Here is a 23,672-nt window from a genome sequence, read left to right as displayed (position 1 = left end):
TAAAGGAATACCCGGCTGAAAATTCAACATGTTTTGTGTCCGATGGGTTAGGCCCCAGCCAAAAATTCATGCGCTGTGCAAGGAAATGATGTTGAGGAGATCTGCGACTGGATTTTGCGTCTTCTTGGCCAACGGCATTTCACTTTTCTCCTTCGCTAGAGAGAGCGAAAGACTCATCAGGAATCCCTGCAGCAGGCTGCCAACAAGGGAATCACTCCCATTCGCCGGTTTCTTTTGTTTCGATTGCGGCATTCTTCAGACAGCTCAAGTTAGCGGCTGTCCGAATAACAACACGTTTGAGAATTTGGCGCACCAAAGGATCGTGCCTGATTGTTTCCTGGTAACACCAGTTGTATTTCCCTTTCTTTTAATCGTCATCCCTGCCGGCAGGGAAGGAGAGGTTCCTCCCCTCTTTGTCATACCTGCTTATCAGTGGCAGAGGTTCATTTTTCCTTCGATCATACCGGAAGTTTTTGGCAAGGCATCAGAAAGGAAACCAGGATCGATTCCCGATAACCAATGTCGGGCATGGCTGAATCGCGGAACTCCGCAATAGCCCTTGTCCGACATGACGCGGATAAGAGAATTCGGCTTGCCGGTGTGGACCCCGGACGACCCTCTCCTCTTCACTCGCAACACATTCACTCTACATCCAACGCTGCGTGAAAGGGAATTCCTAGGGTTTTCTAGATAAACTAAATACAGAATCCCGCACTCGCTCTTCAATTGTCTTGTTTTTCACAAAATGGTTTCCTTAGGAATCCGGTTCCACACAATTGGCATCGCCACGAAGCATGCACAATCGATAGCGAACCGATGCTGCCCAAAAAATGTACGCTTGCTCCACATCATTCCATTTGTCGGTCATCCCCCTGAGATTTTTGGTCCCGCCCCGCCGGTCCACGGCCAAACCCAAAACTTTCCCGGTTTGGGCGTCGGTAAACTTGGCCTCTAAGCCGGCTGTTCCCACAAAACCAGGTTTACCCCCCACAATGAGACCTTTGACTCCAGTTAAAATTCTGGTTTGAGGAATAATGGACGTCACCACATCTGCAACCGGATTAGAAGCCTCCGCTTCCGTGATGGCAAAGGTGGCCCGCATGACTCCGGGTCCAGGTTGGGTCACAAGGGTATAGTCCAGACTCAGAGCGTCATGCAGTTGGCCATAGGCAAAATCGGTCAGCTTCTTAAGATCTTCCGGAGACACATCTTGGGTTTCGGGGTCTTTCCAGACTGACACGGAATCAAGAATCACCTTGTCATACGAACGCCAGTCGACATCCGGATTGACGTAACGAAGGAGTGCTTCGTTTTTCACACCTTCTGTGAGCATGGCATGCTCACCCTCCGTTAGAAATCCTGATTCGACCACATCTCGCCGTTGTTGTGTCGCCGCACACCCCTGCAGAAAGAAAACAAAGAGGAAGAGAACCAAGAAAGTTCGCTGGCGAGTCTTCCGCATAGCTTCAACCCTCCTTAATTTAAGAAAAACACATTCGGAACTGCATGCCACGATCCGGAGTCGATTCTACCTAAAAAGGCTGATCGAAAACATCAAAAACCTTACCTGCAAAGGTTCAGATGAGTATGGATTGGATTGTTCCGTGGCCCTTTCAGGAGATGGTCTTGACCGTCACCGCCCCAGGAGAAAGCCTCGCACGGGCTTTATTCAACCGTCCCTTTTCCGATCCTAAAAAGAAATGAATGTTGGGAGGATTTCAAGACTTAAAATGGCAGCATCAAGCCTGGACTCGACGGTTCTGTCGATACCGTCGAATAAGGGTATTGGTGGAACTGTCATGACCCAGGTCCGATTCCCGTTGTGCCGTCAGTTCCGGAGCAATCCGATTGGCAAGCACTTTGCCCAATTCCACTCCCCATTGATCGAAGGAATTCACATTCCAGATGGTCCCCTGGACGAACACTTTATGTTCATACAAGGCAATAAGTTTTCCCAGCATAGCCGGTGTGAGTTCCTCCGCCAGGATCGTGTTGTTGGGATGGTTGCCAGGAAAGGTTCGATGGGGAATTAACGTTTGCGAGACTCCCTCAGTCTCAACCTCCTTGGCTGTCTTGCCGAATGCGAGGGCCTCGGTTTGAGCGAAAAAGTTGGCCATGAGCAGGTCGTGGTGCGGCCCGGAGGGATTCAAGGAACGGCAGAAGCCGATAAAGTCACAGGGTATCAGCCTGGTTCCTTGGTGAATTAATTGATAATAGGCATGCTGACCGTTGGTGCCGGGCTGGCCCCAGATGATTGGGCCTGTCTGATAATCCACAACGGTCCCGTCCAGAGTCACCCGTTTTCCATTGCTCTCCATATCAAGCTGCTGGCAATAGGCGCTGAGCCGCCACAAATATTGATCGTAGGGGAGAATGGCATGGGTCTCAGCCTGGAAAAAGTTGACGTACCACACACCTAGAAGGCCGAGAAGCACCGGAAGGTTTTTCTCGAAAGGTGCTGATTGGAAATGCTCATCCATCGCTCGAAATCCGGCAAGCATGTCTCGAAAATGATCAGGCCCGACCCCGATCATCAGCGAAAGTCCAATGGCCGAATCCAGGGAATAGCGCCCGCCGACCCAGTCCCAGAATTCGAACATATTCGCCGGGTCAATTCCGAATTTCTGGACCTCGTTACGGTTTGTTGAAACGGCGACAAAATGTTTGGCAACAGCCTGTTTGTCATGAAGAGCATTGAGACACCAGTCTCGGGCGGATTGCGCATTCGTCAGGGTTTCGATGGTGGTAAAGGTTTTTGAACAGACGACAAAAAGAGTTTCTGCAGGGTCGAGATCTCTGGTAGCCTCCGCCAGATCGGTTCCATCGATATTCGAAACAAACCGCACCGTGAGATTGCGGTCGCTGTAGTGCTTTAAGGCTTCATAGGCCATCACCGGCCCTAGATCCGAACCTCCAATGCCGATATTGATGATATTCCGGATGGGTTTCCCGGTATAGCCCTTCCATTCTCCGCTTCTGACTCGTGTAGAAAAATCCCCCATTTGATCCAACACCGCGTGAACATCCAGCACCACGTCTCTGCCATCCACCAAAATAGATGCGTTTCTGGGCGCTCTCAGGGCGGCATGAAGAACTGCCCGTTGTTCTGTGATATTAATTTTGTCACCCCGGAACATCGCCTGAATGTGGCCCCGCAAATTCACGTTTTCCGCCAGTTCATGGAGTAAGCGTAGAGTTTCTCCGGTGATAAGATTTTTCGAATAATCCAGGTAGATCCCCTCAGCCTCCACGGCCATCCGTCGACCTCTTTCAGGATCATCCGCAAACAAGTCGCGCAGATGGAGTTTCTTGGCCTGTTGATGATGTTGTTCAAGGGAATTCCAAACAGGTCGTTGAGTGAGAGAGGTCATAAGAAAATGCTCCGTTGAGGGTTAATCTCTTGTGAGATCTAAATCCGTTCGTCCGAGATCGGTCCAATCCTTTTTGGAGGAAGACCCTACCTCCGGGAAAATGCGTCATGAGGGAGTAAATTTAAAGGTTTTGTACGTTCAAAACAATCGGCTTCAGTCCCTACCCATTTTTTCTTGATGAAATATCCCCATAAAGGAAGGTTTTGAGAATGCAAATTTAGCAGGGAAAGGTAAGACGTCGAATGAAGACCATCGATCGTCCGAAATGGCCACCTTGAAACATGAAAAATCCCGGAAATACATTTTCTTACTCTTTCACGACGCTTCCTCAAATGTAAATTCACCAGCCAGTTTCAATAAACAACTCAAATATATTTAGAATTCCTACTTGAGAATGGAACTCGAAACATGAAAGAATCACAGCCGTTTCATTTTCTTCCCCCCCCCATAGGAAGTACGAGTATGACCATCAATCGTTTCAATGCTTTTTCCCAGGCCCCAAGACCTTTTATCGTGAGGGCGCAACCGCAAACCGCCCGTCGGGACTTCCGGGGAGTGGCAGGCCTCATGGTATGCCTTCTATTAGGTATAACCTGGGGGTGCGATCGAAAAGAGGTGGAATCCACCGCAACGCCGCCTGAGGTGTTGGTGGCTGAGGTGATACAAAAGGACGTCCCGATTTATGGGGAGTGGGTCGGAACGACCGTCGGGTATGTGGACGCACAGATTCGTGCAAGAATCCAGGGGTATCTGTTGTCCCGCCAATACACGGAAGGGTCGGTGGTAAAGACCAATGACCTTTTATTTAAAATCGATCCACGACCATACCAGGCTGCCCTGGACCAAGCGAAAGCCGAATTTGCCCGTGCAGGAGCGGCCTATAAAAAGAGCCAGCTTGACGTTAAGCGGAACACCCCCCTGGCAGCAGAAGGCGCCATCAGCCAAAAAGAATTGGATGATGCTCTACAGGCAAGCGCAGTCAACCTGGCCTCAGTCGCTTCGGCGCGTGCCAAACTGGAGAATGCTCAACTGAATCTTAACTGGACGAGCGTGACCGCCCCGATCAATGGGATAGCCGGAATCGCCACAGCCCAAATCGGTGATCTTATCGTCGAGAATACATTGATGACGACGGTGTCCCAGGTGGACCCCATCAAGGTCAACTTTCCCATTAGCGAGCGGGAATATTTAAAACTGGCGGAACGGATTGAAAAGGCCGGCGGTCAGGAAAATTTGAACCCCTCCCATGAAAAAAGACTTGAGCTGATTCTGGCTGATGGGAGCATATACCCACATAAGGGAAGAGCCGTCCTGGCCGACCGTCAGGTGGATGTCAAAACCGGGACGATCACCATCGTCAGTTATTTTCCCAACCCCGGCAACATCCTCCGCCCCGGCCTTTTTGCCAAGGTCCGCACCCCAATCGAAACTCGAACCGGGGGACTGTTAGTCCAACAGCGGGCAGTCAAGGAGCTTCAGGGTACCTATGAGGTCGCCGTGATCGGGGAGGAAAACAAGGTGGCGATTCGAAAAGTGACCCTGGGGCCAAGAATTGGATCTCTCTGGCTGGTCGACGAGGGCCTTCACCCCGGCGAGATGGTCATCGTCGAGGGACTTCTCAAGGTTCGAGACGGTATGGTGGTCACGCCAAAAGCAACTTCGGACGAACCACAACCCGGCTCTGAGAGTTCTCCAGACCCGGTTAGCGCCACATAATCTAAAGCTGTCTTATGGCTAAATTTTTCATCGACCGGCCCATCGTCGCTATCGTCATTTCGATCATCATGACGATCCTCGGGCTGATCGCCATGGTGCAACTTCCCATCGCGCTGTTTCCCGACATTGCGCCTCCGGAAATCCAACTGCAGGCTACCTACGTCGGAGCGGACGCAGTCACCGTCGAACAATCGGTCGCCACCCCCATCGAACAGCAGATGGCCGGTGTTGACAACTCGATCTATATGTACTCCACAAACGCCAGTAATGGGCAGATGACGTTGCGCGTGGACTTTGACGTGAACACGGTCCCCAACGATGACCAGATCCTGACCCAGATGCGGTACCTGCAGGCCGAATCTCAATTGCCTTCCGACGTGAAGAACTACGGGGTGACCATCAAAAAATCCACCACCAGTCCTCTGATGCTCTTCAGCCTGTATTCCCCGAATGGCACCTATGACGAAATCTTCCTCGCTAACTATGCCTATGTGAACCTCAACGATCCTCTTTCCCGGAGCCAAGGGGTCGGTCAGGTCACGATTTTTGGAGCTGGCCAGTATGCCATGCGCTTCTGGGTGGAACCCGATCATCTCGCCAAACTGGGCATCACCGTGACCGAGATCCTGGATGCCATCAAGAAGCAGAATACCGTCAACCCGGCTGGTCAGATCGGAGCTCAACCGGTTCCGCAAGGCCAGGAATTCACGTATACGGTCCGATCACAAGGTCGTCTGCTTAACGAGGAAGAATTCGGACAGATCATCGTTCGGGCCGATCCCGACGGTTCCATCATCCGACTGAAGGACGTGGCCCGGGTGGAATTAGGTGCGCAATCCTACAGTATGATCGGACGTTTCAACGGAAAGCCCAGCGCGCTCATTGCCGTCTACCAACTCCCGGGCTCAAACGCAATCGATACGGTTGATCGGGCAAAGAAGCTAATGGAGGAGATGAAAGAGCGGTTTCCCGAAGACCTTGATTACGCCATCTCGCTCGATACGACACTGGCTGTGAGGGAGGGAATCAAGGAGATCGTGCATACCCTCTTTGAAGCAATTGTGCTCGTGATAATCGTCGTCTTCCTCTTTTTACAGGGATGGCGGGCCACGCTCATTCCTCTGCTGGCCGTGCCGGTGTCGCTGATAGGGACGTTCGCGATCTTCCCATTGATGGATTTCTCGATCAACACGCTCTCCTTATTCGGACTGGTATTAGCCATCGGGCTCGTCGTAGACGATGCCATCGTGGTAGTCGAAGCCGTCGAACACCATATCGAAAAAGGCCTGTCGCCCAAGGATGCGACCCGGAAAGCTATGGAGGAAGTTTCCGGGCCGGTGATCGCGATCGCACTGATTCTCGCGGCGGTCTTCGTGCCCACCGCGTTTATTCCGGGCATTACGGGGCGGCTCTACCAACAATTCGCGCTGACGATTGCCTTATCGGTGATCATCTCCGCTTTCAATGCCTTGACCCTCAGCCCCGCGCTTGCCGGAATGATTCTGAGGCCCAGAACTCCAGCCAGAGGCCCGTTGGGGGCATTTTTCGGATGGTTTAACCATTGGTTTGGACGGGCCACCAACGGGTATGTCGGGTATTGCCACTACCTGATCCGAAAGTCCGGCCGTGCGATGATCTTTCTGGTCGTGGCTGCGGTATGTGCCGGTCTGTTGGGAACCAAACTTCCCACCGGGTTTCTTCCGATGGAGGATCAGGGATATGTCTATTTAAACGTCCAACTGCCGTTGGCCGCCTCTCTCCAACGAACGGATGAGGTTGCAAAAAAAATCGAAGCCATTCTTTCAGAAGCTCCCGGAATTCAATTTGTGAGCACCATCGTAGGGTTTAGTCTCCTGAGCACCGTCAATACGACCTATAACGGGTTCTTTTTCGTCACGCTCGCTCCATGGGATGAACGGACCCAACCCGAGGAAAAGCTTCAGGCGATCTTCAAAAATGTGAACGAGAAACTCGCCGCCTTACCCGAAGCGAACGCCTTTCTTTTCCCGCCTCCGGCCATTCCCGGCGTCGGCACATCGGGTGGCGTTTCCTTCATCCTGGAAGACCGTTCCGGACAGGATGTGGCCTTCCTCGCCGACAACCTCAACACGTTCATGGAAGCTGCACGACAGCGTCCCGAAATCGCGTCCATGAACACCACCTTCATCCCCGACGTCCCACAGGTCTTTGCCCATGTCGATCGCGACAAAGTGCTGAAGCAAGGGGTGAAACTTGAAGATGTCTATAAAACCCTGCAGACCTTTATGGGCGGCGTAATGGTAAATTATTTCAACCGGTTCGGGCGGGTCTGGCAGGTGTATGTGCAGGCTGAAGGAGAATTCAGGACCAAGGCCGAAAACGTGGGGCAATTTTTCGTGCGAAATAAATCCGATGAAATGGTCCCTCTCTCGACACTGGTGACAATGGAAAAAATTTCTGGTCCGGAATTCACCATGCGATTCAACGGCTACCGATCCGCGCAGGTTTTCGCTTCAGCGAATCCCGCATTTACCTCCGGTCAGGTCATGCAGGCCCTGGAAGAAGTCTTCGCCGAAACGATGCCACGGGAGATGGGGTACGACTTCATCGGAATGTCGTTTCAGGAGAAAGTTGCCTCCGAAGGAGTCCCGGCCAGCGTGATCTTCGGCTTCTCCCTTCTCTTTGTCTTTCTCATTCTCGCGGCCCAATATGAGAGTTGGGGGCTTCCGTTCAGTGTTCTCATCTGCACACCGATTGCAGTCGTCGGTGCCTTCGGCGCCTTGTGGGCACTCGGGATGGAAAACGATGTGTTCACCCAAATCGGTCTCGTCATGCTCATCGGGCTGTCCGCGAAAAACGCGATCCTGATTGTTGAATTTGCCAAAATGGAGTATGAAAAGGGCCGTTCTCTCGTCGATGCGGCTCTGACCGGAGCCCGCCTGCGATTGCGGCCGATCCTCATGACATCCTTCGCCTTTATCTTCGGAGTGATTCCACTTGTTCTCTCTTCGGGATCCGGAGCTCATGGGAGAATCCTTCTGGGCGTCACCGTCATCGGAGGGATGATCGCGGCAAGCTTTATCGCGATTTTCCTCATCCCGGTCTCGTTTTACGTGGTGGAGCGATTAGTCCACCGCCACGACGACCATCCTGACCGAGACCCCGACGACCATGATTTTGTGGATCCTGAATTCATGGAAGACGAAGATGCGGTTGGAGTCATCCCCCAACCCAAAAATGCACCAACTCCTTTCAAGCTCTAGGGAGATCGCGGATATGAACAAATGCGGAGCCATCGTTCTGAGCCTCCTGCTCTTCTCCGGCTGCACCATGGGTCCGGATTACAAACGCCCGGACGTTCCCACCTCGGATTCCTGGCGGCTCGCCCCTGGAACCTCGGAATCTATTGCGAATATGCCCTGGTGGGAATTGTTCAAGGATGAAGAACTTCAGAAACTTATTCACACCGCCTTACAGGAAAATCTTGACCTTCGGGTGGCCGCCGCGACCGTTGCTGAATTCAACAACCAACTCATCATTGCCAAATTCGACCTTGCCCCTTCCTTAGGATATCAAGGAGAGGGCATGTACTATCACAATACGAATAATGGGTTATCCACCGGAAACGGGGCCGTGATACCCGGGCAAGCCGGCGGACAAAGTGGACGGGGGGACCTTGATTTTTCGAGGCAATCCTTCGTGGGGGGCGTTAAATGGGAGATTGATCTGTGGGGCCGGATTCGACGGAACGTCGAGGCCTCCCATGCAGAATTATTGGCACGAGTGGAAAACCAGCGAGGCCTGGTCATTGCCCTGGTCAGTGACGTGGCCCAATCCTACTTCAGCCTCCGGGCTCTTGATCTCAAAGTGGAGATTGCCGAACGCACACTCAAAGTTTGGAATGAAGCCGTGAGATTAAGCCGATCACAATACGAGCACGGGTATGCTTCGAAGCTTGATTTGGATCGCTTCGAGGCCGAACAAGCCGGCACGAGAGCACAATTGGCAAATCTGGAACAGCAGGTCGTCCAGGCAGAGAACCAGATCAGCGTTCTGTTGGGACACCGACCGATGGCGATCCCTCGTGGAATTGCGCTGACGGAACAGACTCTGCCTCCTGAAGTGCCGGTCGGGTTGCCTTCCAGCCTGTTGAGTCAGCGCCCGGACATTCTGGAAGCGGAACAAAAACTTGCCGCCTCTACCGCAAACATCGGTGTGGCCCAGGCTCAACGCTTTCCCCAATTCAGTCTCAATGCCGGTGGTGGCGTAGCCGGCTTTCAGTTGAACTCGATGGCGACAGGACCGTTTGCGACCGCAGGCGTCTCAGGGACCTTAACCGGTCCGCTGTTAAATGCAACCGCGCTGGGCTACGGCGTCGGAGTGGCGACCGCTCAGGAACAACAGGCTCTTGCCCGGTACGAGTTGGCTATCCTGAGTGCGTTTAGAGAAGTTGAGGATTCGTTGATCACCATCAAAAAAACTGGCGAACAACGTGAGGCGCAGGAATCCCAGGTCTCATCGTTACAGTCTGCTTTGAATTTCGCGGACAAACGGTATCGCGGAGGGTTCGCCTCCTACCTGGATGTCTTAACAGCCCAACGGGACCTCTTTCAGGCCGAATTGGGACTTGTCTCTACACGCCAGCAAAACCTGAGTTCAATTGTCCGGCTGTACAAAGCCCTAGGGGGCGGCTGGTCGCCGACAGATAAAGAGGGGCAGCCTGTTTCCTCCCCTTCAGAACCTGGTCCAATAGACCATGAAATGCAGCCTGAACTGAAAAGTTAAACGAGCGGAAGTCGGCGACAGAAAAAGGTTGTCTCTGTCTACCGGCCATCATGAAATTTAAGTTTGAACCGGATTTTCTGTACCCGTGAGGGAAACCCTTTAATTTTTTCAACCACATCCTCTTGCAACATTCCCTCGTTCCATGCACAATACTTTTCTGCATTCCTGCCTCATGGGATCATAATCGCCGGTTGAACTTGCTAGACTCTCCGACTTGTCATGGGACCCCTTAAAAAAGGGAGCAATGGCTTTAAGAACCCGATGTGGAGGGCACGCGGTTCTGGTTCGCAGGCCTTTCTTCGTCAGATCCTGATCAGGATGAGAAGGCATACAATTCAAGAGAAGACTGTAAGAAAAAAAATAGGAAACTCATGATTCAATTCACAAGATCGCATTCAAGATGTAGGAGGAACAGGGATGGCAAATCTTCAGGCCTTACGCCGTAAAATCGGCTCGGTCAAGAACACACAAAAGATCACAAAGGCCATGAAGATGGTGGCTGCATCCAAACTCCGCCGTGCACAGCAGCGAATTCTGGCGTTTCGCCCCTATGGACAAGAATTACGCCGTGTGCTTGCCAACCTGAGTGGTCGGGTCAATCAATCTATCCACCCCCTATTCCAAAAACGCCAGGTCAAGATCATTCAAGTGACCGTCGTGACGAGTGACCGTGGATTATGCGGAGCGTTCAATATGAACGTGATTCGCAGAGCTCTCCAGATGATCCAGAAATGCGAAGAAACAGGGGCGAAGGTCATCGTGGGAGTGGTCGGCCGGAAAGGAAACGAGTATTTTCGCCGCCGTCATTGGCCCCTTCGCGATCCGAATGTGAATGTGTTTGACCGATTGACCTATGAGCATGCACTTGAAGTCGGATGGGCTGCCGTAGAGGCGTTTACCGAAGGGGCCTTTGATGAAGGATATATCGTGTACAACGAGTTTAAAAACGTCGTCCAGCAGCAAGTTGTCGTGGATAAAGTCTTCCCTATCGAACCGCTGAAAGAATTCGGAGCGGCTGAGGCGCCATCCGGCGGCGGCTATCTGTATGAACCCGATCAGGAGGATTTGCTGTCAACACTGCTTCCCAAGTATGCCCAGGGCCAGGTATTCCGCATCTTGTTGGAATCATCTGCTGCCGAACAATCCGCAAGGATGGCTGCCATGGATGGCGCTACTCGCAACGCCGGTGAACTCATCAAGCAACTCAGCCTCAAATATAACAGGAGCCGTCAGGAAGCCATTACCAAGGAACTGATGGACATTGTGGGCGGAGCCGAAGCCCTCAAATGACCCTTTCTCGAAAAAGGTCATCGGAAAAATTCGGTGACCACCTGATTGAGGGGCATCCATCAAAGGTCTCCAGTAAAGTGGGCACATGGCTCCTCTCTTTGTGTGATGTAAATTTTTCAACCATCCTTTTTTGCTCTTTGGGATGACACACCCGATTCGCAGGTGGATCTTCATTGTTTAACCAGGGAAAACAATCTAAGAATACATGAAATTCTTCTTTTTATAGGCACCAAAGGGTCCCGCACTCATGGATATGCCAGCGAACAGATGGGTATCGCCCCAGACCACCTGGCTTGGGAAATTTCCGCCAGTCTTTGGGAGAATCGTGGTGCCCAATAACTTATTGCATCCTCAAGAAATTGGGGCGGGAAAATTTCCATTTAAAAGGAGGGTTGGAATGCAAAGATGCAATGTTCCAAAATTTTTGCATATGAAATTCATTAAGCACATTCCATAGAAGGGCATCAGGGAGATGCGAATATGATGCGTCTCAAGGTCCCTTCTCCTAACCGCCGATCAATACCTCTATAAAGAAAAAACCCCATAAAGGCCAGCCCGACGCAGAGAACCTTAGCAAGAATGAGAGAAAGATCCTTATGTTCCCATACGTCCATGAATGCCGCACCCAACATACCACTCTCGCGAAAAGCATGGAACATTTTTTCAGTAAACAAAACCAGGAAGGTGCATCCACTATAAACCATGGTCCTATATAGAACAGCAGCGACAAGCGAATGTTGAGAATCGAACCTGGAGCCCGCTCGGGTTTTACCCAACAGAACCACAACCTTTCCAACTATAAGTGCGCCGATCAGTGCCGTTGAGAAGGCATAGAACTCAATATGATAACTTTCTAACATCAGCTTCTTGAGGGTGAGGATGATCCCGAAACAACAGAAAAAATACAGGGTCACTAAACCGACTTCTTTAAGTTCATGCTTGACTGACGAAAGCATTCCCATGAATTGTTCTCCGTGTAAGTGCGTCTCATATTCAGCAAGTTAAATCTAAGTGTCCACCATCACAGGGTGAAAATCATAAAAATTTCCGGATAAAAAATCCCGTTGAATGTTCTATTCGTGGCGATACCTCACTACCACGGACATTCTTGGGTGTAATTCTACCCACAGCGCAGGAACAACCCTGCCACCCGCAGATTAGGAAAAAGTACCGGGTTGGATTTTTTATGGAAGAGTGGTGATCGCCTCTGCGATCTCTCGACTGAGATCCTCAAGATTCCGACTCATGGCCTCGACCAACGATTCATAATCCTGGGTGGTCGGACGATGGGTCATCTGCGTTTTCTTGGTGGTGAGCACCGTTTGTTCATCGCCACCCAACAGACTCCACCGGGCAACCAGAATGGCCTCCCCTCCCATAGTGCCATCGAACTGCAAGACATCCACGGTAATCTGGTAATCCAGGGAGATTGAACTCCTCCACGGATACTCCAGAATTCGATCCGTTGAAAGCAGGGCTGAAAGATTTTCGGCCAGGACATGAGACACATTCCCAGTCAACGGTTCAGCCCATTTATGAAATTCTGCCAGCTCGACTTCATGGGCACTCGTTTTGGTCACAATCTGCGGCCGGTCCAGATATTTGGGAAGGGTGACCGGCCCTAGTCCAAAGGACAGGCTTGATAGTTTCGAGTCCGATAGGCTCGGGACAGAGTGAGGCGATTCGGCTCGCAACAAATAAAAATGTGAAGGTTGACTCGTCCCACACCCCAGGACATTCAGCACGCCGACACCAGCGACGAATAAAACAATCCCCTTTATGATCCAGTTCATGTCCACCTCATTTAATTTTTCCCTTTGACTAATGCCTCGGGATGTTGTTCAAGATAATCAGCCAAAACCCGAATAGAGCGGGCGGCAGCAGATAGTTCCTTCAAGGCATTATTCATATTCACCGCAGCGGGTGAATTGGGATCAATCTGTTGTAACCCTTTCTGGACCGTTGCCAGAGTTTTGTCCAAATTCTTCACCAGGCCATCAACCTGCCGGTCGAGACCCTCAGTGAATTTCTCCACATTTCCTAATGCAACATTGAGGTTGTGGACGGCCTTTTGAGTGTCCGGGGAATTAACCAGACGGTTGCCTCCTTCCACGGTTTTCAGTATTTCCGTAGCAATTTTATCAAGAGGTAACCGTCGAATCTCCGCCATCAAATCGCTAACCGTCCGTCGCAATTCATCCATCGCGGCCGGTATTGCCGGAATCTCCGGATATTTTCCGGTCAGGATCAGCTCTTTCGGCGGAAGATCCTGGTGGAAGTCAAGCCCGACGAACAATTGTCCGGTCAGTAGGCTCCCGGTTTCCAGTCGAGCTCTCAAGCCACGTTTCACCATATGCTTCATGATGGCGTATCTATCCTCTATTACATGTGATTGCACCGTCTGTGGCGTTGTGATTCGTTCCGGCTGGATTTCGATAAGCACGGGAATTTTAATCTCAAGCGTCTTGGGATTAAGATTGACCGCGATATCGGAGACGATCCCGATTTTAATCCCCCGGAATTCCACAGGAGCCCCGACGCTCAAGCCCCTCACTGATCCATCGAAATTGACCACAAAGGGACGCGTCATGACATACTTCTCGTCTTGAATACTGGAAAAATTTTTAAAAAGTTTAAAGGCGGTGCCCGGTTGGCTGGGTTCATCCGACCCTCCTGCGGTTGCCGGGGAATCGAATGCAATTCCACCTGTGAGGAGAGAGGAGAGCGACTCCATTTTCACATCCAGACCTCCTGCCCCAATCGAAACTTCAAACCCGCTTAATTGCCAGAATCGGCTGGTATCCCGTACCCGCAGATGATGGGGGGCATGAATGAAAATATCGATAAACACACCCTCCCCTTCCTTGTCCAAGACATAGTCAAGAACACGTCCAACCTGGATGTCGTGATAAAAGACCGGGGCACCGGGGGAACTTGATCCCAGATTTTCCGCCTGCAATTGGAATTGAGCCCCTTCGTCTTCTCGTGTCACTCCAGGTGGTTTTTCCAGTCCGGTGAATGTTCGAGCCGACGGTCCGGGTCTAGGATCCATCGTAATATAGGCTCCGGACACTAAGGTCTCAAGCCCTGAAATGCCGCCTAATCCCAACCGGGGTCGGACCACCCAGAACCTGGAATTTTCCGTAAGATGAGTCTCGGCCCGTCTGCTGAATTCGGTGGTTACAACCACGTGAGAAAGATCAGGACTTATATGCACGCTTTTGACTGTTCCAATCTCAATTGACTTATATTTAATCTTCGTTTTGCCGGCTTCCAATCCCGCTCCATCTTCAAAGGTTATAGTGACCGTGGGACCCTTTTCGGAAATGGTTTTGTAGGTCAGCCACCCTCCGATCAGTGCCGCAACCACGGGAATAATCCACACGATAGAAATCCCGCGCTTTTTTTGTACCGTCACTTCCGCCAATTCCTCAAAATTGCCAGGATTGGGTTCGCTGTCCTTCATGTTTTCTCCTCTATGCTGTCCCAGATCAATCGGGGATCGAAGCTCATGGCGGCAAACATGGTCAGAATCACGACTGCCGCAAATGAGATCGCCCCAGGCCCGGGTTCAATGGTCGCCACGGCATCAAGTTTTACCAGAGCGATTAAAATCGAAATCATAAAAATATCAATCATGGACCACCGGCCGACCACCTCGGTCATCCGGTATAACTTGGTCCGTTCTCTTGGGCGCCATTGAGATTTGTATTGAACGGAAAGCAACAGATACGTCAACGCCAAAAGCTTTAAGACCGGCACGGTGATGCTGGCGAAGAACACCAGCAAGGCAATCGGCATCATTCCGGCATGAATGAGTTCCTTGACTCCGCTCAGAATCGTATCCGCCTCGCCTTTCCCAAACGAAATCACCGTCATCACGGGAAGCAGGTTGGCCGGGATATACAGAATGTAGGCCGCAATCAAAAGTGCCCATGTGCGCGAAATACTATTGGGTTTTCGCAAATGGAGAGTGGCCCCGCAGCGAGGGCAGATGGCCTCGCCCTCACTCGACAGCGGAGGTATTGGACTGAGTAGATGACAGGCATGACAACTCATGAGTCCCGACCGGGCTGCGGTGGGGGAAAAGCCCATCATGAAATCTTCTCCATTTTTTCCCAAACCGCATGAATGTCAAGTGCAGAATCGGCAGCAGCTAAGGTCAGGATTAGGGCAACGAATGAATAAATCGCGACACCGGGAACCAGATTCGCCAAATCCGACAATTTCACCACAGCGACAATAACTCCCAGCAAATAGACGTCCATCATGGCCCAGGTCCGACAGTGCTCAACCATCCGAAAAACCAGAGCGGCGTGCCACGGTCGCTTGTTTAATTCCAACGGCCCAAGAACATACAACATGCCAAGAATTTTCAGGGCGGGGAAGAGGATACTCGCACACAAGACCAACACCCCTAACGCCCACATTTCCCGATCGAAGAACTCCTTCACCCCTGTGGAAAGCAGGCTCTCCTGAACACGGCCATTGAGCTCAAACGTCATAAACGGAAAAACATTCGCAATGGTAAAGAAAATGAGACTGGCCAACGCCAGGATGATGGTATGCTCAAAACTATCTCGTTTTTTCGCATACAGCGATGCACCACATCTTGAACACTTGGCCCGCTCACCATAATGCAGAGGGTGCATACGATGAAGGAGATCACATTCATGACAGGCGATTAAGGTGTGTACGGCAGCCATGTCATTCTCATTCGATCTAGCGGGAAACACATCCTCTCCCCTGAGTGGAGACCAATGGAACGATCCACCACGTCCATGATGCTTTTAACATATTCGATAATATCTTTCACTATCAATTAGCCAACAACCATGGGCTGACAGGCACGGATTGGACCCGTAAAAGATGATCATGAGGATGGAAAAATACCATTTAGAGAAACGGTTGATCTGCTATGTCCTCAAACAGAGACCTGCCCCCTTTAATGGCAATAAGGCAAATGGACGCTTGAGGCATTTCCTGCCAATCCGTTGGAAATTTTTCCTTCAAGCATTTTCCAAGGTAACCCCATGGCTCAGGACAAATGCGAAGAATACATCCGGGAGAGTTCCCTCAAAATCCATTTGCCTATCCGAAGGGACGCAAATGAGATATTCCTTGTTTCCCCATCCTGAGTTAGAGCGGGCCTCTGGTGACACTGAGGACCACAAAGGATTTGTCATCAAAGGTGATCGTCAATGACTCACCCTTGTCATGTGAGGGGCTCTGGAGATCCATATAGGAATAGGTCCAGATATGAATATGCCCCCCACCCGTCTTGGTTTTGAGGCGGGCAATCGGCTCTCCAAGTAGAGTCAATACCTCATCCTGAGTCGTTTTATGAGGGAGGATTTGGTTTTCGATGCCTGGAGGTATCGGCCTCTCGCCCGTCTCATAGAGATAGGCACGATTTTGCGAACATGCCGAGAGGAGAATAATGGTGACAACCCATGCGCATGTTCGTTGTACCCAATACCATCCCCTATTCATGAAAACACCTTTACCAGAAATCATCATAAAAAGCCTCCCACAAATACAGTAATCTCATGAATACCTCCCAGCTAAGGAAGAATGGCTATAGTACCTGTTTCGGGCTGAGAAGCAACCCTACTCAAAATTTCCGCCTACCCACAAAAAAATTTCATGGAACGGAGGACCAGGTAGTAGAGGCCCATCACCACACTTACTTCCCGTGAGGAACTATTGAATTCACCCACGCTTGTCTTCAGGGATTGTCGTGTGGACGCTTCCCTAGAGTTTTGCATTAAAAAACTTTTGGATCCTGTCCTTTTTTTTCTATGATAGACTCTCCGGAATGCCTGGCACCGAAAGGAGGGGTTTTTGGCCCTGCCCTCACCCTTTCAACCCCGCACAGGAGTGGGCGGGATACAGTCTTTTTCACAGATGCTGATACACAATCTCTTTGTATGGGATGAAAGAATTCGGAAATCGCCACACGTCGATATTCCGGCATATTGTCCTAAAACCAATCACCTCTATCTTGTGGCGATGACTTCCACAGAGGAAAATTCTCTCTGCCGGTGGGACACACAAGTCAAACATTCAGATCAGCCGGTAAGCAAGGTTTAACCATACGAGCCATTGAAGTGCTGGGAACCCAGGTCTGTTCATGAATATGAAGCCTCCCCATTTCATTATTTGGAGACGACATCAATGAAAATTAAAAGGATGAATTTTGGATATTTGTTAGGAGGTCTCTTGATCCTCATGCTCTCGGTTGCCCTTGCTCAAGAGGAAGGAGTCATGGGTGAGACCCGACGTCTGTTCCTAGAGCCAGTTCTTTGTCTCATGCTCCTGATGGGGATTTGGAGCCATGTCAGTGAAAAAAAATGGTTGATGATAGGGGGAGGAATCCTTGCAGTAAGCGGGGTCGCGACTGCCACAATCGACTACTTCTTAGGCATTCCTGAGCTTCATTTGGTCAACATGTCTATTCTATTTGTGTTTTCTCTGGTCAGTACCTGGATTGCCTACCGACATCTGCTTCTTACAGGCTCAATCACTGTGAATAAAATCATTGGCGCCATCTGCATTTATCTCCTGATCGGACTAAACTGGGCAATGTTCTATCTATTCACCAACCTGGCCAACCCGAACTCTTTTCAAGGCCTGACATCTACCGCCATAGGAGTCCAATTTTCAGAATTACTGTATTATAGCTATATCACCATTACCACAGTAGGCTATGGCGACCTCACGCCCATTAAGCCGATCGCACGCACCCTCACCTATCTCGAGGCGATTGTCGGACAATTTTATGTTGCCGTCCTGGTGGCTTGGCTTGTTGGCATGTATCTTTCCGACAAAGGCGACCCCCTCAAAAAATCCTAGATCCAATCGGGCGTAACTCGCGTCCTTCACCAACTTGATGTCGTCCCAGGCCGTTGTACTCATAAGTGCACTTCCAAATCTGGAGTCTACCACCATGAGGCTTGGACCTACGCCGATCTCCCAACCTTTGTTTTTTTTAAGATGATCAAAAACTTCTTCCCTAATAAAAAACAACGCATAGCTGACAGACATGATTAGCCTTTCTTCTACCCCATTCTGGGAGCCCAGAGAATCATCGCCGCTCCCGCTAAACACATCCCGGCTCCAACCACGTCCCACCGGTCAGGGGGCATTCCTTCCACAGCCCACAGCCATACCAGAGAGGCCATGATATAGACTCCCCCATAGGCCGCATAGGCTCGCCCCGCAAAGACCGCTTCTGAACGTGTCAGTATCACGGCAAAAATCACAAGGGAAACGATTCCCACTATTCCCAACCAGGGTGTTCGGTGTAGCCTAAGCCACATCCAGAACGCAAAACATCCGCCGATTTCAGCCAAAGCGGCTCCGACATAAACCGCTAACGTATTCATGGGCATTTCTCCTCAAACAGCGATTCAATAATGGGACAGTCAGGAACCAAACCTCCTTCGCATTGAGAGGAAATCGAACGAAGTATTTTTTGAAGCCTACGCAAATCTGAGATTTTTTTACTGACATCCCTGAGATGTTGCTCCGTTACCCCCTTCACTTCCTGGCACGTGTACCGCTCGCCGTCAACCAACTTGAACAGCGTGCGAATCTCCTTAAGCGAAAATCCCAGTTCCCGGCTACGACGAATAAAGACCAACCGTCTGAGTGGTTCCTTGTCATAGAGACGGTGTCCGCCTTCGGTTCTCGGTGGTTTCGACAGCAAACCAATACGCTCGTAATAGCGGATGGTCTCGATGTGGCACCCGGTCTTTCGAGACAAGACTCCGATCGTATCCATGCTGCCTCGCTCCTTAAGACACCTTCTTGCATCTGTAGTTGCTACAGGTTGTACCATGAGAATCAGGAAGGAGGAAACTTGTCTTATAAGTATGAAACGTTTCCTGACTTGGACTAACTCTATGGAATAAAGATTGGGGTAGTACGAACGATCATGCAGAAAAAAATGGAGAATGGCCAATGGGAGTAAGCGCACAACGACAATCCGTCCTACGCTGTCCGCAATGCGGTTTTCAGAAGACCGAAACCATGTCACTTGATTCCTGCCGGGTGATGTATGAGTGCCTGAAGTGCCGGACGATTCTCAAACCCAAGAAAGGAGATTGTTGCGTCTTTTGTTCCTATGGAACGGTGTCCTGTCCGCCTCAGCAGACAACCCACTTGGACACGTAAACCCCATAGTTGTAACAATCGCGAAGGAGATGGTGTAAGAAAAACATGAAATTCATTTTGGGCCTGTGCGTCGTCGTCTTACCACTTCTTACGGAAATAGGGCCGTTGAGGCTGAGCAAATTCAGCGTCAACACATCCCGATCCATATGAAGTCTTCCTTGACCGAAGATGATGCCCAGATTTGCCCGGTCCCCAACGTGGCCTGGGCAATAGTGAATGCCGGGCATCAGGTCACCATTCTAGCGGATGCCAGAACCTTATCTCCGTCACAAAGGGGGTTGGATGGTTCCGGCGTTTGGTACATTCAGACACAACAGCCCTCGATCGGGCCGAGCTACCGGAACGCGAGCGAATCAGTCTGGCTGACCAGATGGGCATGCCGTTGGAAGAGATTCCCCATCAGTATGGAGAATACTTGGCGTTCCTGAAAAAGATGGGAGTACCTATCTATGGCAATCTGACCATGATGCCCCTGTATAATATTGACCTTCAGGACGTCGCACCAGAAGTCACCCCTATTGCATTGAAACACATGGTCGAACTTTTTCAATCTGCGAACCCCATCATTGCGTATTAAATAATAAAAAAGAGGTTAACAGATGGACAGGAAAACCCATTGGGAGAAGATCTACCGGACCACAGCTGCCGAGGAGTGGGGCTGGTATCAGTCCCATCCCACGATGTCATTGCATTTGATCGAGTCAACAGGGGTTCAAAAGACCGCAAGCCTAATCGACGTGGGAGGGGGCGATTCAACCCTGGTTGATCATCTTCTCGACCAAGGCTTCGAGCACCTTACCGTTCTCGATATTTCTGCCGCCGCTTTGGATCGTGCCAAGGACAGACTGTGCGATCGCGCGAACCGGGTGACCTGGATCGAAGGTGATGTCACCCATTTTCGTTCGTCCAAGACGTACGATGTGTGGCACGACCGGGCCCTGTTTCATTTTCTGACCGAAGCGGAGGATCGAGAAAAATACTGCGAGACCATGCACAGGACTGTTAGTGCGCAAGGTCACTTGATCATCGCGGCCTTTGCCTATGAGGCGCCACCAACATGCAGCGGCTTACCTGTTGTTTGCTATTCCCCTGAATTTTTGACCTTAGCCATTGGGAATAATTTTGAGCTTGTTGAGTCGGTTGAACAGATCCACCACATCCCTGGGGGCAACAAGCAACCGTTCATCTATTGTCGCTTTATGAGACGCAAGCCCTGAACTTTTTGGGGATCGTCCCCGGAAATCCACTTCATGACTCACCTCACAGAATCAATGTTTTTATGATCAGCCCGATTAGCGCGCAGACGACGATGACCTCAATGACATTCCGCCGGTAGCGGAACAGGGCCACGGCGGCGGCCAGCGCGATTAAAGCCGACACCCAGTCGAAGGCGCCGGTGAAGCCGTGCGGCCATAGAACGTGGTAGCCGAAGAACAGCGCCAGATTGAGGATGACTCCCACAACGGCCGCTGTGATGGCGGTAAGGGGTGCTGTGAATGTGATGTCGCCGTGGGTCGATTCGACCAAGGGGCCTCCCACCAGAATGAACAGGAATGAGGGAAGAAAGGTGAACCACGTCACCAGTATTGCGGCAACCGCCCCGGCGAGAAATACAAACTCCGGCCCGAATAATACTTTCACGTAGCCGCCGACGAACCCGACAAAAGCCACGACCATGATGAGCGGCCCCGGAGTGGTTTCACCAAGCGCCAAACCGTCGATCATTTGCGTGGGGGTGAGCCAGCCATAATGCCCAACCGCACCCTGGTACACGTAGGGCAGCACCGCATAGGCCCCTCCGAAAGTTACCAGGGCCGCTTTGGTGAAGAACCAGCCCATTTGCGTCAGCGTGTGCTGCCAGCCAAAGTTGGCCACCAGCAACGCCATCGGGGCAGCCCACAACACGCCTCCAACGACAGTGATTTTGAGCAATTTTGTCAAACGAAAATGGGCATGCTCGGGTGGCGGAGTGTCGTCGTCAATAAGCGTTGAGCCAACCGAGGTGTCGGTTTGGTTGTGGCCGCCACCGGCTCTAAACCTGTCAGGAACGATCAGACCGCCGAAGTGGCCGATCAGTCCAGCTAAGAGGATAATGGCGGGAAACGGCACGTTGAGTGCAAATATCGCCACAAAGGATGCGGCGGCAATTGCCCACAGCACATTGTTCTTGAGCGCCCGCGAGCCGATCCTCTGAGCGGCTTGAACCACAATGGCCGTCACGGCGGGTTTGATGCCGTAAAACAAACCTGCAACCAGCGCCACGTCACCGAACGCGATATAGATCCACGACAAGGCGATCAGGATCAGAAGCGACGGCAGGACGAACAGTGCCCCGGCCACGATTCCGCCCCACGTTCGATGCATCAGCCAACCGATATAGGTGGCGAGCTGTTGGGCTTCCGGGCCGGGCAGGATCATGCAGTAGTTCAGCGCATGCAGGAAACGCCGCTCGGAAATCCAGCGCCGACGCTCGACCAGTTCCTGATGCATAATGGCAATCTGTCCGGCAGGCCCGCCGAAGCTGATGAATCCGAGCTTGAGCCAGAAGACGAAGGCCTGCCAGAAGGTCACCGGCGTTGGGGGTGATGCGGGAGGCGCGACAGAGGGGGCATCCGGCTTGTTCATCGGGTGGGTACGGTTTGTTCAGCGGCGACAGGAAAGCCGTCCAAGACACCGCACGCTGTCGCCACCAGAAGAGTAGCGCAGGTACTGGCAGAAGTTCGCCATACTCGCATCGGCCCCACCCATTATCAGATTCGCCTACTCTGAATTCTAGCAAAACCTCTATATACCTGCGCCAAAATTGTTGCAGGCCTCCTTGAGAATTTCCTAGTCAGGCGATCCTTCTCCATGTGACCGGGACATTCATCAGTACATACAGCAGGAAAGAACGTTTCAACGAATGGAGAAAAACGGGTGAAGGCTTATTAAGAGCAAGTTGATCAGCTCAATCTTCCTCGGCCGGATTGTGCCATCCACCAATATCCGCCACGACAGCCTGCGCCTCATTGGGACCCCACGTCCCTGCCGCATATTCAAAGACAGGGGTGGACATCTTCAAAACTGGATCCACAATGCGCCAGGCCTCTTCGACTCCATCCTCCCGGGCAAACAACGCGGCATCTCCCGCCATCGCATCGCCGATGAGGCGCTCATAGGCTCCTTGTTCGTCCCCTTGTTGGCGACAGACATAAAGCTCGATGTCTTCGCCGGTCATCCGTTCGCCCGGCTTCTTCGCTCGGGCGCCCATCGCAATCGCGACTCGATCCGGACCCAACCGGAAACGAATATGGTTCGATGCATCTGACCGACTGTCGTCAAAGAGCTGATGAGGGGGATGTTTCAGTTTGACCAACACTTCTGTGGCCGTCACCGGAAGGCATTTCCCTGTTCGAATGAAAAAGGGAACGCCTTCCCACCGCCACGAATCGATATGAAGCTGCATCGAGGCAAAGGTTTCCACCTGCGAATCCGGCCTCACCCCGGCTTCCTCACGATAGCCCCGGAACTGCCCCCGCACCAGGGAATTTCCCGTGAGTGGCCGAATGCCCTTGAAGGCCTTAACCCGTTCATCGCGCAGAGCTTCCCCACCGGAACTGACGGGTGGCTCCATGGCCAGATTGGCCACCACTTGCAATAAGTGATTCTGCACGACGTCCCGGATCGCACCGGTTTCCTCATAAAACTTGCCACGCCCGTCTACCCCGAATTGCTCCGCCATCGTGATCTGCACACTTTCGACGTAGTTGCGGTTCCAGATGGGCTCAAGAAATGAATTGGCAAAACGAAAAAACAGGAGATTTTGAATCGACTCCTTTCCGAGGTAATGATCGATGCGGAAAATTGCCGATTCATCAAAAACACTGCGCAGGGTACCATTCAGGGCTTGAGCGGAAGCCAGATCGCGCCCGAAAGGTTTTTCCACGACGACTCGTGCGCCGGAGGCACAGCCTGACTTTCCTAAGCTTTTCACCACGGCTGGAAACAGAGACGGAGGGATGGCCAAATAGAAGAGAGGGCGTTGCGCGGTATCTAGGGTCTGACGTAAACGGGTAAACGTATCTTCCTCCTGATAATCCCCATCAACACATCTGAGCAAATCGGAAAGCTTGGCAAAAGCCGTCTCATCGACCCCGCCGCCGAATTTTTCCAGACTGTCCCTGGCACGCTGTCGGAGGTGGTCCACATCCTTGCCGCCTCTGGCGACACCGATAATCGGAACGTCGATCTTCCCACGTTGAATCATGGCCTGAAGCGCCGGAAAAATTTTCTTCTGTGCGAGGTCGCCTGTGGCCCCGAAAAGCACAAGAGCATCTGAACGAGCATTCCCCATCATTTCCTCCCTAGACCATC

20 protein-coding genes are annotated in these 23,672 nt (G+C 51.6%); 8 read left to right on the top strand and 12 right to left on the bottom strand.

Annotation, left to right across the window (positions count from 1 at the left end):
- Positions 1-754: 754 nt before the first annotated feature.
- Positions 755-1,462 carry a DUF3313 domain-containing protein gene (locus PJI16_03985; GenBank protein ID MDT3776719.1) on the bottom strand — a complete coding sequence of 236 codons (708 nt, stop codon included), beginning with the start codon at positions 1,460-1,462 and terminating at the stop codon, positions 755-757.
- A 277-nt stretch (positions 1,463-1,739) separates the two neighbouring features.
- The gene (pgi, locus tag PJI16_03980; protein ID MDT3776718.1) at positions 1,740-3,371 is read right to left on the bottom strand and encodes a glucose-6-phosphate isomerase; all 1,632 of its coding nucleotides are present in this window, start codon (positions 3,369-3,371) and stop codon (positions 1,740-1,742) included.
- A 462-nt stretch (positions 3,372-3,833) separates the two neighbouring features.
- Between pgi and PJI16_03975 the strand changes: the two genes are divergently transcribed.
- The 4 genes from PJI16_03975 (at position 3,834) to atpG (ending at position 11,141) form a co-directional block, all read left to right on the top strand.
- Positions 3,834-5,087, top strand: a complete 1,254-nt coding sequence (locus PJI16_03975; protein ID MDT3776717.1) for an efflux RND transporter periplasmic adaptor subunit — start codon at positions 3,834-3,836, stop codon at positions 5,085-5,087.
- A 14-nt stretch (positions 5,088-5,101) separates the two neighbouring features.
- Entirely contained in the window at positions 5,102-8,329 is a 3,228-nt protein-coding gene (locus tag PJI16_03970) for a multidrug efflux RND transporter permease subunit (protein ID MDT3776716.1), read from the top strand.
- A gap of 13 nt (positions 8,330-8,342) precedes the next feature.
- Positions 8,343-9,851: an efflux transporter outer membrane subunit gene (locus tag PJI16_03965; protein MDT3776715.1), complete on the top strand. Its 1,509-nt coding sequence runs from the start codon at positions 8,343-8,345 to the stop codon at positions 9,849-9,851.
- Between the two features lie 417 nt (positions 9,852-10,268).
- Positions 10,269-11,141 carry an ATP synthase F1 subunit gamma gene (atpG, locus tag PJI16_03960; protein ID MDT3776714.1) on the top strand — a complete coding sequence of 291 codons (873 nt, stop codon included), beginning with the start codon at positions 10,269-10,271 and terminating at the stop codon, positions 11,139-11,141.
- A gap of 464 nt (positions 11,142-11,605) precedes the next feature.
- Here the strand turns inward: atpG and PJI16_03955 are convergent, their stop codons facing one another.
- From PJI16_03955 to PJI16_03930, 6 genes are all read right to left on the bottom strand, one after another.
- Positions 11,606-12,103, bottom strand: a complete 498-nt coding sequence (locus tag PJI16_03955) for a hypothetical protein (GenBank protein MDT3776713.1) — start codon at positions 12,101-12,103, stop codon at positions 11,606-11,608.
- 222 nt (positions 12,104-12,325) lie between these two features.
- Positions 12,326-12,934 carry a PqiC family protein gene (locus PJI16_03950; protein ID MDT3776712.1) on the bottom strand — a complete coding sequence of 203 codons (609 nt, stop codon included), beginning with the start codon at positions 12,932-12,934 and terminating at the stop codon, positions 12,326-12,328.
- An 11-nt stretch (positions 12,935-12,945) separates the two neighbouring features.
- Complete coding sequence (locus PJI16_03945) at positions 12,946-14,607, bottom strand: MlaD family protein (GenBank protein MDT3776711.1); 1,662 nt, start codon at positions 14,605-14,607, stop codon at positions 12,946-12,948.
- Positions 14,604-15,236 (bottom strand): paraquat-inducible protein A, encoded by a 633-nt coding sequence (locus PJI16_03940; protein ID MDT3776710.1) that lies wholly within the window; start codon positions 15,234-15,236, stop codon positions 14,604-14,606. The genes PJI16_03945 and PJI16_03940 overlap by 4 nt, the downstream gene beginning before the upstream one ends.
- A complete protein-coding gene (locus PJI16_03935) occupies positions 15,236-15,847 on the bottom strand; it encodes a paraquat-inducible protein A (GenBank protein MDT3776709.1) in 612 nt (203 codons plus the stop codon). The genes PJI16_03940 and PJI16_03935 overlap by 1 nt, the downstream gene beginning before the upstream one ends.
- Positions 15,848-16,280: 433 nt before the next feature.
- On the bottom strand, positions 16,281-16,661 hold the full coding sequence (locus PJI16_03930) for a hypothetical protein (protein ID MDT3776708.1): 381 nt from the start codon (positions 16,659-16,661) through the stop codon (positions 16,281-16,283).
- 657 nt (positions 16,662-17,318) lie between these two features.
- Between PJI16_03930 and PJI16_03925 the strand changes: the two genes are divergently transcribed.
- Positions 17,319-17,996: an ion channel gene (locus PJI16_03925; GenBank protein ID MDT3776707.1), complete on the top strand. Its 678-nt coding sequence runs from the start codon at positions 17,319-17,321 to the stop codon at positions 17,994-17,996.
- 206 nt (positions 17,997-18,202) lie between these two features.
- Here the strand turns inward: PJI16_03925 and PJI16_03920 are convergent, their stop codons facing one another.
- Both PJI16_03920 and PJI16_03915 read right to left on the bottom strand, forming a co-directional pair.
- Positions 18,203-18,529, bottom strand: a complete 327-nt coding sequence (locus PJI16_03920; protein MDT3776706.1) for a YnfA family protein — start codon at positions 18,527-18,529, stop codon at positions 18,203-18,205.
- On the bottom strand, positions 18,526-18,927 hold the full coding sequence (locus PJI16_03915; GenBank protein MDT3776705.1) for a helix-turn-helix domain-containing protein: 402 nt from the start codon (positions 18,925-18,927) through the stop codon (positions 18,526-18,528). Before PJI16_03915 ends, PJI16_03920 begins: the two co-directional genes overlap by 4 nt.
- 179 nt (positions 18,928-19,106) lie before the next feature.
- Between PJI16_03915 and PJI16_03910 the strand changes: the two genes are divergently transcribed.
- The 3 genes from PJI16_03910 (at position 19,107) to PJI16_03900 (ending at position 20,536) form a co-directional block, all read left to right on the top strand.
- Positions 19,107-19,319 (top strand): GDCCVxC domain-containing (seleno)protein, encoded by a 213-nt coding sequence (locus PJI16_03910; protein ID MDT3776704.1) that lies wholly within the window; start codon positions 19,107-19,109, stop codon positions 19,317-19,319.
- Positions 19,320-19,614: 295 nt separating this feature from the next.
- A complete protein-coding gene (locus tag PJI16_03905) occupies positions 19,615-19,896 on the top strand; it encodes a hypothetical protein (protein MDT3776703.1) in 282 nt (93 codons plus the stop codon).
- A gap of 22 nt (positions 19,897-19,918) precedes the next feature.
- The gene (locus PJI16_03900) at positions 19,919-20,536 is read left to right on the top strand and encodes a class I SAM-dependent methyltransferase (GenBank protein MDT3776702.1); all 618 of its coding nucleotides are present in this window, start codon (positions 19,919-19,921) and stop codon (positions 20,534-20,536) included.
- A gap of 43 nt (positions 20,537-20,579) precedes the next feature.
- On the opposite strand, the gene chrA is transcribed toward PJI16_03900, so the two are convergent.
- Together chrA and zwf are read right to left on the bottom strand one after the other, a co-directional pair.
- On the bottom strand, positions 20,580-21,944 hold the full coding sequence (gene chrA, locus PJI16_03895; protein MDT3776701.1) for a chromate efflux transporter: 1,365 nt from the start codon (positions 21,942-21,944) through the stop codon (positions 20,580-20,582).
- A 322-nt stretch (positions 21,945-22,266) separates the two neighbouring features.
- Positions 22,267-23,652 carry a glucose-6-phosphate dehydrogenase gene (zwf, locus tag PJI16_03890; GenBank protein MDT3776700.1) on the bottom strand — a complete coding sequence of 462 codons (1,386 nt, stop codon included), beginning with the start codon at positions 23,650-23,652 and terminating at the stop codon, positions 22,267-22,269.
- Between the last annotated feature and the right edge of the window lie 20 nt (positions 23,653-23,672).

Source organism: Nitrospira sp. MA-1, assembly GCA_032139905.1.
GTDB lineage: Bacteria > Nitrospirota > Nitrospiria > Nitrospirales > UBA8639 > Nitrospira_E.
The sequence above is the reverse complement of the archived record's forward strand: the minus strand, read 5'-3'. Positions and strand labels throughout refer to the sequence as shown.